This is a genomic window from Roseobacter sp. HKCCA0882, assembly GCF_037805225.1.
In the GTDB taxonomy this organism is placed as follows: Bacteria; Pseudomonadota; Alphaproteobacteria; order Rhodobacterales; family Rhodobacteraceae; genus M30B80.
On record NZ_JBBLYI010000001.1, the window covers coordinates 1,460,382 to 1,473,637 of the forward strand.

A 13,256-nucleotide genomic window follows, 5' to 3' on the forward strand; every position below is an offset into this window, starting at 1 on the left:
CGCACGCCCCCTAAAAATAAATATCCGCCGCCGCAATGGCACAAGGCCCGCTTGGCGTGGTTAATATCAGATTACCAGTTTCATCGACATCGTCAAAAACGCCACGAATGTCCCGATTGGGCAAACGCGCCAAAATGACTTGGCCGCGCTTGGCCGCGTGGGTCATCCATGCGGCGCGCACAGGGGCAAAACCCTGCTGAGAGATCTGCGCCTCCCAATGCGCCATGCGCGGGGTCAGCTGATCTAAAAAGGTTTCAGGGTCTGGGCATCGGCCTGCAACGCTGAACAGATCAATGGGCGCAAGCGCGCCCTCCTCAAGGCCCGCCACATTTGGGCTGTGTCGAAGGTTCACACCGATGCCGATCACCAAATGCCCCTGCTTGCCCGCAGCGATCCCGTGGCTTTGCAGCAGGATGCCCGCGATTTTCTGGCCCTCAAGTAGCACATCATTGGGCCATTTTAAGGTCAATGCGTCAGGCGCCACATAACTGGACAAAGCATCACGCAAGGCCAGCGCTGCGGTGAACGAACGCAAAGCTGCCTCTTGCGGGGGGCAGTTGAGTGGCAGGATAAGTGAGGCTGTGAAATTACCAAGGGGGGCGCGCCATGCCCGCCCCCGCCGACCATATCCCGCCTCTTGGGTATGGGCCAAAATCCATGTGGATCGCTCTAGCGGCGCGGCGCGCAAGCGCCGCTCCGCTTCGGCCATGGTGCTGTCGACACGGGCCAAAATGACCCGTTCAACCGCCGTGCTGTCAGCGCACAAGTGCCTGCGCCGCGTTGGCCGCCAAATGGTCAATACCGAACAGATTCACAATGCCCGCAATCATGACCACGGCGGAAATCGTCAGGCCCAAGAATTGGATGATCGACATCCGCCCATCTAGGCCTTCGCGCGGTTCGCCAAAATACATGAAATAGACGATACGCAAATAATAGTAGGCGCCGATCACAGAGGCGATGCCCCCTGCCACGGCCAACCAAACCAAGCCCGCATCAACAGCCGCTACCAAGACCGCGTATTTCGCGAAAAAGCCCAACATGGGTGGGACACCTGCGAGACTGAACATCAGCACCAAAACCGCCAAGGCCTGACCCGATTGTGCGGTAGCATAGCCGTTCAAGGCAGAGATATCGGTGACGGGGTAACCATCTTTCTCCATCGACATGATGAAGGAGAAAACACCAATGTTCATGGTCACATAAATTGCCATATAGATCAGCATCGCCTCGACACCCTGCCCCGTGCCAGAAGCCAGACCCATCAGGGCAAAGCCCATATGCCCGATGGAGGAATAAGCCATCAGGCGTTTGATATCAGTTTGGCCAATGGCTGCAATGGCCCCGACAAACATCGACAAAACCGCCAAGGCCGCAACGATCTGCTGCCAATCGGAAATGGCCATGCCAAAGGCATCGTAGACCACACGGGCAAATAGCCCCATTGCGGCCATTTTCGGCGCTGTCGCAAAAAGGGCTGTCACAGGGGTCGGTGCGCCCTCATAAACATCAGGTGTCCACATATGGAACGGGGCCGCTGATACTTTGAAGGCCAGACCTGCCGCCATAAAGACAAGGCCAAACACCATACCCAAAGACATACCGCCCATCGATGCCTCGATGATGCCCGCAAAAAGCGTGGTGCCCGCAAAGCCGTAAACGAGGGACGCGCCATAGAGCAATAGACCCGAGGAGAGAGCGCCAAGTACGAAATATTTAAGGCCCGCTTCGGTTGAGCGCACGCTGTCACGGCGCAAGGCGGCAACCACATAAAGGGCTAGGGATTGCAGCTCCAACCCCATGTAAAGCACGATCAAATCACCAGCAGACACCATGATCATCATGCCAACAACCGCCAAGGTGACAATCATCGGATATTCAAACCGACCAAGGCCCGGTTTCTGCATCACCTCTTGGCCCACGATCAAAATTGCCGCCGCGGATAAAAGGATCACAATTTTGGCAAAGCGCGCAAAATCATCAACCACGATCATGCCACCAAAGCTGCTTGCATCGCCTTGACCTGTTGCCGCGACATAGAGCGCCATAATCGCAAAGACTGCGGCGGTCGCGTAGGTCAAGGCAGGCGCCATGCCATCTTTGGTTGTGTAAACAGCCAACATCAGCCCCGCCATCGCATAGATGGACAGGACAATCTCTGGGATCAAAACTGCGAGGTCTGCGCCGATCATTAGAAATTCCTCAATGGCTGGCTGCAAGCGCAGTTGCGGGGGCAAACTCCGCAACGCTTGTGTGATAATTCGACAAAAGCGCCTCTACCGAGGGGCCAATAATATCGGTGACGAGGCTCGGATAGACACCCAATAGAATGGTCATCACCACCAATGGCGCGAAAATCGCCTTTTCGCGCGCGGTCATGTCGGTGATGGATTTCAGGCTTTCCTTGATCAGGTCACCAAACACCACGCGGCGATAGAGCCAGAGCGCATAGGCCGCCGACAAGATCACGCCTGTTGCCGCCAAAAGCCCAATCAGCGTGTTCACATGGAAAACACCCATCAAGGTCAGGAATTCGCCGACAAAGCCCGATGTGCCAGGAAGGCCCACATTGGCCATAGTGAACAGCATGAACACCGCCGCATAAGCGGGCATCCGATTTACCAGACCGCCATAGGCATCAATCTCGCGCGTATGCATGCGATCATAGATGACGCCAACACAGAGGAACAAAGCCCCCGAAACAAAGCCGTGGCTGATCATTTGGAAAATCGCGCCATCTACACCTTGTTGATTGGCGGCGAAAATCCCCATCGTCACATATCCCATATGCGCAACTGATGAGTAAGCGATCAGCTTTTTCATATCTTCTTGCACCATCGCGACCAGTGAGGTGTAGATGATCGCAATCACAGACATCCACAGCACCAATGGCGCCATGATGTCAGAGGCGACTGGGAACATTGGCAAGCTAAAGCGCAAGAAACCGTATCCGCCCATCTTCAGCAAAATTGCCGCCAGAACCACAGAGCCTGCGGTTGGCGCCTGAACGTGTGCATCGGGCAACCACGTATGGACAGGCCACATTGGCATTTTGACCGCAAAGGACGCGAAGAAAGCAAGCCAAAGCAACATCTGCATCCCACCTGCAATCTGCCATCCAAAGAGGCTGATACCTGCCGCCGAGAATTCATGTGTCAACAATGTGGGGATATCGGTGGTGCCCACATCAATATACATCGCCACCATCGCCACCAGCATCAGCACCGAACCAAGGAAGGTGTAGAGGAAGAATTTGAACGCCGCATAGATGCGGTTTTTGCCGCCCCAAATCCCAATAATTAAGAACATCGGGATCAGGCCTGCTTCGAAGAAAAGGTAGAAGAGAACCAAATCCAATGCCACAAAGACGCCGATCATCAGGCTTTCGAGAACCAAAAGCGCGATCATGTATTCTTTGACGCGATGCTCTACGCCCCAACAGGCAGCAATTGTAATCGGCATCAAGAATGTGGTCAGCAGAACGAATAGCACGCTGATCCCGTCTACACCCAATTTATAGCTGAGGCCAAAGAGCCATTCGCGTTCTTCCACCATTTGGAAGCCCGTGTCATTCGCATCGAATTGCACAAGGATCGCCAAGGAGATCAGGAAGGTTGCGGTGGTGGCTGCCAGCGCCAAACGCTTGGCTCCAAGCTGTGCCGCCTCATCCTCGCCGCGCAAAAACAGCGCAAGGATGAGGGCCGCAACCATAGGCAGGAAGGTGACGATGGAAAGTAAGTTGTCCATGGAAATCCCTTAGCCTCCGATCGAAAGGCTGATCCATGTGATCAGTGCTACCACACCGACCACCATGGCAAATGCATAATGGAAAACGTAACCCGACTGCGCACGCCCTGCGAGGCGGGTTAACAAGGGGATGATCCCAAGGGCAAGGCCGTTGATCCCCCCGTCAATGATTTTGGTATCGCCAAGCTTCCAAAAGACACGGCCAATCGTCTGAGCAGGGCGCACAAAGACCGCGTCATAAATCTCGTCAAAATACCACTTGTTCAGCAAGAACAGATAAAGCGGGCGGTTGACCGCTGCCCAACGAGCAGGAAGGCTTGGGACAGCGATGTAAAAGATATAAGCCACAAGTAGCCCGCCCAACATCGCGATAAACGGCGCAACTTTGACCCATTTGGGCACTTCATGCGCGTCTCTGAGAACGGTATTGTCAGGGGCTTGGTGAATGGCCCCTTCACCGGGTGCGCCCGTAAAGACATAGTGATGTTCAGCTTCGGCTGTGCCCTCATGCGTGGCGGCATGGGTGGCATCATGACCTTCTTCGGCCATGGCCGCATCGGTGTGACCTTCGGTGCCATGGGTTGCGTCCCCCTCACCATGGGCCATTGCCTCAGCATAGGGGACGCCAAAGAATTTACCGACCTCATCTGGATGCCCAAAGAACGGCTTCAGCCAGATCATACCTGCAAACACCGCACCAAAGGCCAGAACGCCAAGCGGGATCAACATCACCACAGGGCTTTCATGTGCGTGATCATGCGTGTGCTTGTCACCCCGCGGGGTGCCAAAGAAGGTGAGGAACATCAAACGCCATGAATAGAAGCTGGTGAATGCAGCAGCGATCACCAACATCCAGAAGGCGTAATGGCCCAATCCACCGCCAAAGGCATAGGCGCTTTCAATCACCGCGTCTTTGGACAGGAACCCTGCAAAGCCATAATAGGTCAGCGGGATACCAACGCCCGTGATGGCCAATGTGCCAATCATCATCGCCGCGAATGTATAGGGAATCTTCTTCCGCAATCCGCCGTAATTGTGCATATCCTGCTCATGATGCATCGCGTGGATGACGGAGCCTGCGCCAAGGAACAGCATGGCCTTGAAGAATGCGTGGGTAAAGAGGTGGAACATCGCCACCGAATAAACCCCAACCCCTGCCGCAACGAACATGTATCCCAATTGCGAACAGGTGGAATAGGCGATGACGCGCTTGATGTCGTTCTGCACCAATCCAACAGTGGCCGCAAAGAACGCGGTCAGCGCGCCAAGGATGATGATGAAATTTGTGGCATAGGGGGCGTATTCCATAATCGGCGACATACGGCAGACCAAGAAGACCCCCGCCGTCACCATGGTTGCAGCGTGGATCAGCGCGGATACAGGGGTCGGGCCTTCCATCGCATCAGGCAACCATGTGTGCAGCAAGAGCTGCGCCGATTTCCCCATCGCGCCGATGAACAACAGCATTGCGATTGTATTGGCGGCATTCACCTCGAAGCCAAGGAAGGCAAAGCTTTGCTCTGCCAGTTCCGCACCCATCGGCAAAATCACATCAAATTGGATCGAGTCCGCCATCCAATACAGACCGAAGATCCCCAACAAGAAGCCGAAATCGCCAACGCGGTTGACGATAAAGGCCTTCATCGCCGCCGCACCTGCGCTTGGCTTGCGGAAATAGAAGCCAATCAAAAGATAGGAGGCGACCCCTACCCCTTCCCACCCGAAGAAGAGTTGCAGCAGGTTATCCGCGGTCACCAGCATCAGCATGGCAAAGGTGAAGAACGACAGATAGGCAAAGAACCGCGGGCGATAGCTTTCGCCTTCGCGGAAATTGTCGTCATGCGCCATGTAGCCAAAGGAATACAGATGCACGAGCGCCGAGACAGAGGTGATCACAATCAACATAATCGCCGTCAAGCGATCAATGCGAATGGCCCAATCCGTGAACAGGCTGCCTGATTCCACCCAACGCAGGATTGATATGGAATAGGTTTCGCCATCAAACCCGATGAACAGGGCCCAAGACAGGATCATCGACAAGAACAAAAGCGCGGTTGCAATGATGCAGGCGAGTTGTTCACCAAACCACCGCCAGCCAAAGCCAGCCAAAAGCGCGCCGATGAGCGGTGCAAAAAGCAGGATCGTTTCCATCGGCTCAGCCCTTCATATTCGAAACATCTTCAACCGCGATGGTGCCACGGTTGCGGAAGAAACAGACAAGGATCGCAAGACCAATCGCGGCCTCTGCCGCGGCGACTGTCAGGACGAACATGGTAAAGACCTGACCTGTCAAATCCCCCAAATAGGAGGAAAACGCGACAAGGTTGATATTCACCGATAGCAAAATCAATTCGACTGACATCAGGATCACGATGACATTCTTCCGATTGAGGAAGATGCCAAAAATCCCGATCACAAAGAGCGCAGCCGCCACCGTTAGGTAGTGTTCCAGTCCGATCGTCATCTCGTCCCTCCGAGGGGGTTGCCCTCATGGTCATTCAATATTCTGCGGGGCTAAAAGCCCCGCTTATGTCACAGCCCTTGACCAGGCTTTACGTCTTTTAGTTCCATCGCTTTCGCAGGATCACGATACATCTGCGCCAAGACATTCTGGCGCTTGACGTCCACGCGGTGGCGTAGCGTCAGAACAATCGCGCCCACCATCGCAACCAACAAAACCAAACCTGCCAATTGGAACACCAACAGGTAATGATCATAAAGGATCATCCCCAAAGCTTTGGTGTTGTGCATCTGATCGATTGCGGGGGTTGGATTGCCCAAGCGGGTATCAATCCCATCTGAAAAGGCCCATGTGCCATAGGCAAGGCCCAGTTGGATCAACAAAACCACACCAATCAAAAGCGCAAGTGGCATATATTGCGCCATTCCCGCCTTAAGTTCGGCGAAATCAACATCCAACATCATCACCACAAAGAGGAACAGCACCGCCACCGCGCCCACATAGACAATGATCAACAGCATCGCGACAAATTCAGCGCCCAAAAGGACGAACAAACCCGCGGCAGACAGGAAGCTGAGGATCAGCCACAGAACCGAATGCACGGGGTTGCGGGCCAGCACCACCAAAAGTGCTGCGGCAACCAGAACGGTTGAAAACGCATAGAAGGTGATATCGGCCACGCCCATATTTTAGTCCTCGCCTTCGTCAATGGCCGCTTTGGCCAGTTCCATCGCTTTGTTCATCGCAGGCACACCGCCAAACATAGCGGCCATGCCAATGGTCTCAGCAATCTCTTGCGGGCTTGCCCCTGCCTCGACCGCGTGGCGCACCGTCATACGGATTTGCGCCTCGGCCAATGCGCCCTGAACCGTCAGACCATGCAGGGTCAAAAGCAGCCGCGTTTTCGCGTCCAAACCCCCAGGATTGAATTGCTTTCCAAAGAAAGCCTCCATCATTTCGGCGGGCATGGTGGGCCAAAGTTTATCAAGATTTGACGCAGTAATATTCGCCATGGCGGGGTTAACCGCCTTGAGGAAGTCCTGTGTCATCTCTTGCGTTTGGCGCATCAATGCCTCGAAAGGATTCTGGGGGGACTCGTTACTCATTTTACACACTCACAGGTTCGGACTTACCGATACGGCGCGTCCAACTCTAGGTTGCGGGCAATTTCCGCTTCCCATCTCTCACCATTGGCCAGAAGTTTGGCCTTGTCGTAATACAGTTCTTCACGGGTTTCAGTGGCGAATTCGAAATTCGGCCCTTCAACAATCGCATCCACAGGGCAAGCCTCTTGGCAGAAACCGCAATAGATGCATTTGGTCATATCGATATCGTAGCGCGTGGTGCGGCGGCTGCCGTCCTCGCGGGGTTCAGCGTCAATCGTGATCGCCTGTGCGGGGCAAATCGCCTCGCATAATTTACACGCGATGCAGCGTTCTTCGCCATTAGGATAGCGGCGCAGCGCATGTTCGCCGCGAAAACGCGGCGACAGAGGCCCCTTTTCATGCGGGTAATTGACGGTCGCTTTGGGGGCAAAGAAATACTTAAAGCCCAGCTTGAAGCCTTTAAAAAAGTCGACCAGCAAGAAATATTTTGCAGCGCGGGTATAATCGATCTGTGTCATCGTTCAGCCCCCAATTGCCCAACGGGCATATGCCCCACCAAAGAGTTCAAACTTTGCGAGGAAAGCGACCAAGACGACCCAAGCCAAAGACATAGGCAGGAACACTTTCCAACCGATGCGCATCAATTGGTCATAGCGGTAGCGCGGCACAACCGCCTTTACCATCGCGAAGAAGAAGAAGAATACGGCCATCTTAGCGACCATCCACAGCGCGCCATCTGCGACCCCTGGAATGGGCGATAGCCAACCGCCGAAGAACAACAGCGTCATCAGCGCGCACATCAAGAAGATCGCGATATATTCGCCGGCCATGAACAGCAAGAAAGGTGTCGAAGAATATTCAACCTGATAGCCCGCGACCAATTCCGATTCCGCTTCGGGCAGATCGAAGGGTGGGCGGTTGGTTTCAGCAAGCGCCGAGATGAAGAACAAAAACACCATCGGCAAATGCGGCAACCAATACCACGAGAACAGGCCGAAATCCCCGTCCTGCGCGCGCACGATATCGCCAAAGTTCAGCGAGCCAGTCGAAATGATTACCCCAACGATGATCAGACCAATGGACACCTCATAAGAGATCATTTGCGCTGCCGAGCGCAAAGAGCCAAGGAACGGGTATTTCGAGTTGGACGCCCATCCCCCCATGATCACGCCATAAACCTCAAGCGAGGAAATCGCGAAAACATACAGGATTGCCACGTTCAAATCGGCCAAAACCCATGTATCGTTGAACGGGATCACCGCCCAAGCAATCATGGCCAAGACAAAACTGGTCATTGGCGCCAAAAGGAATACGGGGCGATCCGCACCTGCGGGGATCACGACCTCCTTCACGACATATTTCAGCGCATCGGCCACGGTCTGCAACAGGCCAAACACACCCACCACATTGGGGCCGCGGCGCATCTGAACAGCCGCCCAAATTTTGCGGTCGCCATAAACAAGAAAAAGTAGCGAAACCATCACAAAGCCGATCACAAGCAAACATTGTGCTGCGATGATCAGCATCATTCCGGGCGTGGTTGATAAGAAACCGTCCATGTCGTCCTCAAACCGTCGGTATGCCGTTATCCTGACAGGCCGCAACGATGACTTCTGCATCTATCGTTTGCGACCCGAGCGGGAGCGATGGCGAGATGGTGTAAACCGCATCTCCGCGCCAAATGCCACCCTCTTCGTATACATTTGTGCGCACATGTCGCGCAAAACCATATCCGCGGATCAGCGCATATTGCGCTGCCGCACATTTGGCATAGTCCTCGACATTACTTGTCGTGGCCGCGCCTGACATTTGCACGATGAAATTCACCAAGTCGTCGTCCAGTAGTCTTGTCTCTACACCGTAATAAAAAGCGGGTGGCCCTTGATCGTAACGCGGAATGGTCTGGCATCCCGCAAGGCCTAAGCCCGCCCATATCAGCCCCGCGACCATCATAGAACCCCGTTTCGAGATAATATGATGTAAATCGCGGAACATCATTTCTTCATTCGGCCGCCAATGCGGCCGCATTACGCGCCTTTGCATTCGCCGATAGTTCGGCCATCAATTGGCTGGCGCGGGCAATCGGGTTGGTTAGGTAATGATCTGCAATGGCCGATTTGAAATCTGCCTTACCCAAGGCCTTTTGCGTCAGAGCCGCGCCTGAATTCGCGGGCAACTCGTCCACCATAGCCAAATGCGGCACGGCTTTCACTAAGGCCTGACGCAATTGGGTTTGGGTGTCGTAAGGCAATGTCGCACCCAATTCAACGGAAAGCGCGCGCAAAATCGCCCAATTTTCCTTGGCTTCATTGGGGGGGAAATTCGCGCGCAGCGCCAATTGCGGACGCCCTTCGGTGTTTACGAAGAGGCCATTTTCTTCGGTATAAGCTGCAGCAGGCAGAATGACATCCGCACGATGCGCGCCACGATCCCCGTGGCTGCCTTGATAGATAACAAAGGCACCATCGGCGATCTCAACCTCATCTGCGCCGAGGTTATAGATGACATCCGCATCTTTTACAGCGGCGGGCAGCCCCCCCTTGGTAACAGCGCCCACATCCATCGCGCCCACGCGGGCCGCGGCCGTGTGCAAGACCAAGAGGCCCGATTTGATTTTCTCAGCCAAGGCTTGCGCTGCGGCCAAAACCGCCTCGCCATCGGCCTCACGCAGGGCCCCTTGGCCGATGATGACCAGTGATCCCTGTTTTGCGACCTCCCCTGCCGCACGGGACACGGTTTTCTCCAAGGCCGCACGATCTGTGCCCAGATGTGCATAGTCATAGGTCAGATCAGCCGCTTCGCCGATCACCTCGACATTTGCGCCGCGCGCCCATGCTTTGCGAATCCGCGCATTGAGCACGGGGGCCTCAAGGCGGGGGTTGGTGCCGATTAGAATGATATGATCTGCGTGATCAATATCTTCAATCGCCGCTGTGCCCACATAGGCCGCGCGATTGGCTTCGGGCAATTTCGCGCCATCGGTGCGGCATTCTACAACGCCACCTTGACCCTCGATCATCTGTTTCATTGCAAAAATCGCCTCAACGGGGGCCAAATCACCCACGAGACCAGCAATTTTCTTAGCGCCTTTCAGCGCCTCCGCGGCTTTGGCCAAAGCCTCGCCCCACGTTGCTTTGCGCAATTTACCTTTTTCGCGGATATAGGGCACATCAAGCCGCTGGCGGCGCAGGCCATCCCACACAAAGCGGGTTTTATCCGAAATCCATTCCTCGTTCACGCCATCATGGTTGCGCGGCAGGATACGCATCACTTCGCGCCCTTTTGTATCCACGCGAATATTGCTGCCAAGCGCGTCCATCACATCGATAGTCTCGGTCTTGCTCAACTCCCAAGGCCGCGCGGTAAAGGCATAAGGCTTGGAGGTCAGCGCGCCCACGGGGCACAGGTCGATGATGTTGCCCTGCAAGTTCGAATTCAGGGTTTCCCCAAGATAAGAGGTGATCTCTGCATCCTCGCCACGGCCTGTCTGGCCCATTTGGGTGATCCCTGCCACCTCGGTGGTGAAGCGCACGCAGCGCGTGCAGGAAATGCAGCGCGTCATGTGGGTTTCGACCAAGGGGCCCAAGTCCAAATCTTCTGAGGCACGTTTGGGTTCGCGATACCGGCTAAAATCCACGCCGTAAGCCATGGCCTGATCTTGCAGATCACATTCACCGCCTTGGTCACAGATTGGACAATCAAGCGGGTGGTTGATCAGAAGAAACTCCATCACCCCTTCGCGGGCTTTCTTCACCATAGGCGAATTGGTTTTCACCACAGGCGGCTGACCTTCTGGGCCAGGGCGCAAATCGCGCACCTGCATCGCGCAAGAGGCCGCAGGTTTGGGGGGGCCACCCACAACCTCAACCAAACACATCCGGCAGTTGCCCGCGATGGAGAGGCGCTCGTGATAGCAGAAGCGCGGAATTTCGATTCCTGCCACTTCACAAGCTTGGATCAGGGTCATCGCCCCTTCCACCTCGATCTCATTCCCATCAATTACGATTTTTCTCAGGTCGCTCATGCGCGCGGTCCTTCGTTGGCCTCAGGGCGGGTCTGGAATTTATGCCCTGCAAATTCGCTTTTGGTGCCTTCTAACCCTCAATAAGCAATCTGCCAACGGCTGACTGCGAAGAAATTTCGTCGCGGCCCAATCTGCACATAGATTGGGCATCTTCGACACTTGCTTCGCGCTCTGCCAGATAGGCCACTGCTAGGGCACGGTATCGTGCTTTGTCAGCATCGCTATCGAGATAGTCTTCTAGCTCAGCACGCGAATAGCCCAAGGATATGCCGCGATCAACCAAGCTTTGTGCAAAAGCCCAAGCGCGCAGAATCCGTGCATTGATACTGTCACAATGATTGCGCACCAATCGCCCGATTGAGATGACCAAAAGACCCTCATGAATTTGGGGATCGTTGCGCAAGGCATCAAAGCGATCCTCAGCCCTTGCAGGCATCGCCGCTGCCGCCAAAAGCAGCGTAAGGACCAAGGCGCGCACCATCGCGCGCGGGCCATTTCGAGGGGATTTGTGCATCTGCGTTACCATATTCAAATCAGGCCACATCGGATGTCAGAGCGCAATTCACAAGCCCGTGCAGAGCTTAGACCAACGATAGATACAAAAACGGGGCCGCAAGGGCCCCGTTCTCTATCATTCTGCTGCAATCGCGGCACCGCGTTTTGATTTGATGCGATCTTCAATTTCATCACGGAAATTGCGGATCAAACCTTGGATCGGCCATGCAGCCGCATCACCAAGCGCGCAAATTGTATGACCCTCAACCTGCTTGGTCACATCAAGCAGCATATCGATTTCTTCAACCGATGCCTCGCCTTTGACCAAACGATCCATCACGCGCATCATCCAGCCCGTGCCTTCGCGGCAAGGCGTGCATTGGCCACAAGATTCGTGCTTGTAGAATTTCGACAAGCGCCAAATCGCTTTGATGATGTCTGTGGATTTATCCATCACGATCACCGCAGCTGTGCCAAGGCCAGAGCGCTGTTCGCGCAGATAATCAAAATCCATGATGGCCTCGCGCATATCCTCACCACGGATACAGGGCACAGATGATCCACCGGGAATGACCGCCTTAAGGTTATCCCAGCCACCGCGAATGCCGCCGCAATGACGCTCGATCAATTCCTCAAAGGTGATCGACATCGCCTCTTCCACCACGCATGGGGTGTTCACATGGCCAGAAATCGCAAAAAGTTTTGTCCCTGCATTATTGGGGCGCCCAAAGCCCACAAACCATTCAGCCCCACGGCGCAAAATGGTCGGCACAACTGCGATTGATTCGACATTGTTCACCGTGGTCGGGCATCCATAAAGACCCGCCCCCGCAGGGAAGGGTGGCTTCATGCGTGGCATGCCTTTTTTGCCCTCAAGGCTTTCAAGAAGCGCGGTTTCCTCGCCGCAAATATAGGCCCCTGCCCCGTGATGCAGGTATAGATCAAAATCCCAACCCGATTTCGCGGCATTTTTGCCCAGAAGGCCCGCATCATAACATTCGTCAATCGCGGCCTGCAGGGCCTCGCGTTCGCGGATATATTCACCGCGGATATAGATGTAGCAGGCATGGGCCCCCATCGCGAAAGAGGCGATCAAACATCCCTCAATCAGCGTATGAGGGTCATGGCGCATGATCTCGCGGTCTTTACAGGTGCCAGGCTCAGATTCGTCCGCATTCACCACCAAGTATGACGGGCGACCATCGCTTTCCTTCGGCATGAAGGACCATTTCAGACCTGTGGGGAACCCTGCCCCGCCACGGCCCCGCAATCCCGATGCTTTCATGATCTCAATGATTTTGTCACGGCCCAGCGCAATCAGGTCTTTGGTGCCATCCCAATGGCCCCGCGCCTTTGCGCCTTTCAGGCTGCGCTCATGCATCCCATAGATGTTGGTAAAGATGCGGTCTTTATCCTGAAGCAT

General features: G+C 54.9%; 13 protein-coding genes. All 13 read right to left on the minus strand.

The window, feature by feature from the left end; all coding sequences use genetic code 11:
• Nucleotides 1-10: 10 nt before the first annotated feature.
• A complete protein-coding gene (locus tag AAC622_RS07415) occupies nucleotides 11-766 on the minus strand; it encodes a biotin--[acetyl-CoA-carboxylase] ligase (protein WP_340261168.1) in 756 nt (251 codons plus the stop codon).
• Nucleotides 756-2,192 carry an NADH-quinone oxidoreductase subunit NuoN gene (gene nuoN / locus AAC622_RS07420; RefSeq protein ID WP_340261170.1) on the minus strand — a complete coding sequence of 479 codons (1,437 nt, stop codon included), beginning with the start codon at nucleotides 2,190-2,192 and terminating at the stop codon, nucleotides 756-758. Before nuoN ends, AAC622_RS07415 begins: the two co-directional genes overlap by 11 nt.
• Before the next feature lie 10 nt (nucleotides 2,193-2,202).
• Nucleotides 2,203-3,747, minus strand: a complete 1,545-nt coding sequence (locus tag AAC622_RS07425; protein ID WP_340261172.1) for an NADH-quinone oxidoreductase subunit M — start codon at nucleotides 3,745-3,747, stop codon at nucleotides 2,203-2,205.
• Between the two features lie 9 nt (nucleotides 3,748-3,756).
• Nucleotides 3,757-5,898 carry an NADH-quinone oxidoreductase subunit L gene (nuoL, locus tag AAC622_RS07430; RefSeq protein ID WP_340261173.1) on the minus strand — a complete coding sequence of 714 codons (2,142 nt, stop codon included), beginning with the start codon at nucleotides 5,896-5,898 and terminating at the stop codon, nucleotides 3,757-3,759.
• Between the two features lie 4 nt (nucleotides 5,899-5,902).
• Nucleotides 5,903-6,211: an NADH-quinone oxidoreductase subunit NuoK gene (nuoK, locus tag AAC622_RS07435; protein WP_317656049.1), complete on the minus strand. Its 309-nt coding sequence runs from the start codon at nucleotides 6,209-6,211 to the stop codon at nucleotides 5,903-5,905.
• Nucleotides 6,212-6,279: 68 nt separating this feature from the next.
• Nucleotides 6,280-6,894 carry an NADH-quinone oxidoreductase subunit J gene (locus AAC622_RS07440; protein ID WP_317656051.1) on the minus strand — a complete coding sequence of 205 codons (615 nt, stop codon included), beginning with the start codon at nucleotides 6,892-6,894 and terminating at the stop codon, nucleotides 6,280-6,282.
• Between the two features lie 3 nt (nucleotides 6,895-6,897).
• On the minus strand, nucleotides 6,898-7,314 hold the full coding sequence (locus AAC622_RS07445) for a carboxymuconolactone decarboxylase family protein (RefSeq protein WP_317656053.1): 417 nt from the start codon (nucleotides 7,312-7,314) through the stop codon (nucleotides 6,898-6,900).
• Between the two features lie 23 nt (nucleotides 7,315-7,337).
• Nucleotides 7,338-7,832 (minus strand): NADH-quinone oxidoreductase subunit NuoI, encoded by a 495-nt coding sequence (nuoI, locus tag AAC622_RS07450; protein WP_317656054.1) that lies wholly within the window; start codon nucleotides 7,830-7,832, stop codon nucleotides 7,338-7,340.
• A gap of 3 nt (nucleotides 7,833-7,835) precedes the next feature.
• Complete coding sequence (nuoH, locus tag AAC622_RS07455) at nucleotides 7,836-8,873, minus strand: NADH-quinone oxidoreductase subunit NuoH (protein ID WP_317656056.1); 1,038 nt, start codon at nucleotides 8,871-8,873, stop codon at nucleotides 7,836-7,838.
• Between the two features lie 7 nt (nucleotides 8,874-8,880).
• The gene (locus AAC622_RS07460) at nucleotides 8,881-9,267 is read right to left on the minus strand and encodes a hypothetical protein (protein WP_340261507.1); all 387 of its coding nucleotides are present in this window, start codon (nucleotides 9,265-9,267) and stop codon (nucleotides 8,881-8,883) included.
• Between the two features lie 49 nt (nucleotides 9,268-9,316).
• Complete coding sequence (gene nuoG, locus AAC622_RS07465; RefSeq protein ID WP_340261174.1) at nucleotides 9,317-11,338, minus strand: NADH-quinone oxidoreductase subunit NuoG; 2,022 nt, start codon at nucleotides 11,336-11,338, stop codon at nucleotides 9,317-9,319.
• A gap of 70 nt (nucleotides 11,339-11,408) precedes the next feature.
• Entirely contained in the window at nucleotides 11,409-11,852 is a 444-nt protein-coding gene (locus AAC622_RS07470) for a DUF5333 domain-containing protein (protein ID WP_340261175.1), read from the minus strand.
• 117 nt (nucleotides 11,853-11,969) lie between these two features.
• Nucleotides 11,970-13,256: an NADH-quinone oxidoreductase subunit NuoF gene (gene nuoF, locus AAC622_RS07475; protein ID WP_340261176.1), complete on the minus strand. Its 1,287-nt coding sequence runs from the start codon at nucleotides 13,254-13,256 to the stop codon at nucleotides 11,970-11,972.

What these genes read in the sequence shown, in the direction of transcription:
- nuoN (WP_340261170.1), bottom strand. Translation starts at nt 2,192, where the DNA reads ATGATCGGCGCAGACCTCGCAGTTTTGATCCCAGAGATTGTCCTGTCC.
- AAC622_RS07425 (WP_340261172.1), bottom strand. Translation starts at nt 3,747, where the DNA reads ATGGACAACTTACTTTCCATCGTCACCTTCCTGCCTATGGTTGCGGCC.
- nuoL (WP_340261173.1), bottom strand. Translation starts at nt 5,898, where the DNA reads ATGGAAACGATCCTGCTTTTTGCACCGCTCATCGGCGCGCTTTTGGCT.
- nuoK (WP_317656049.1), bottom strand. Translation starts at nt 6,211, where the DNA reads ATGACGATCGGACTGGAACACTACCTAACGGTGGCGGCTGCGCTCTTT.
- AAC622_RS07440 (WP_317656051.1), bottom strand. Translation starts at nt 6,894, where the DNA reads ATGGGCGTGGCCGATATCACCTTCTATGCGTTTTCAACCGTTCTGGTT.
- AAC622_RS07445 (WP_317656053.1), bottom strand. Translation starts at nt 7,314, where the DNA reads ATGAGTAACGAGTCCCCCCAGAATCCTTTCGAGGCATTGATGCGCCAA.
- nuoI (WP_317656054.1), bottom strand. Translation starts at nt 7,832, where the DNA reads ATGACACAGATCGATTATACCCGCGCTGCAAAATATTTCTTGCTGGTC.
- nuoH (WP_317656056.1), bottom strand. Translation starts at nt 8,873, where the DNA reads ATGGACGGTTTCTTATCAACCACGCCCGGAATGATGCTGATCATCGCA.
- AAC622_RS07460 (WP_340261507.1), bottom strand. Translation starts at nt 9,267, where the DNA reads ATGATGGTCGCGGGGCTGATATGGGCGGGCTTAGGCCTTGCGGGATGC.
- nuoG (WP_340261174.1), bottom strand. Translation starts at nt 11,338, where the DNA reads ATGAGCGACCTGAGAAAAATCGTAATTGATGGGAATGAGATCGAGGTG.
- AAC622_RS07470 (WP_340261175.1), bottom strand. Translation starts at nt 11,852, where the DNA reads ATGCACAAATCCCCTCGAAATGGCCCGCGCGCGATGGTGCGCGCCTTG.
- nuoF (WP_340261176.1), bottom strand. Translation starts at nt 13,256, where the DNA reads ATGCTTCAGGATAAAGACCGCATCTTTACCAACATCTATGGGATGCAT.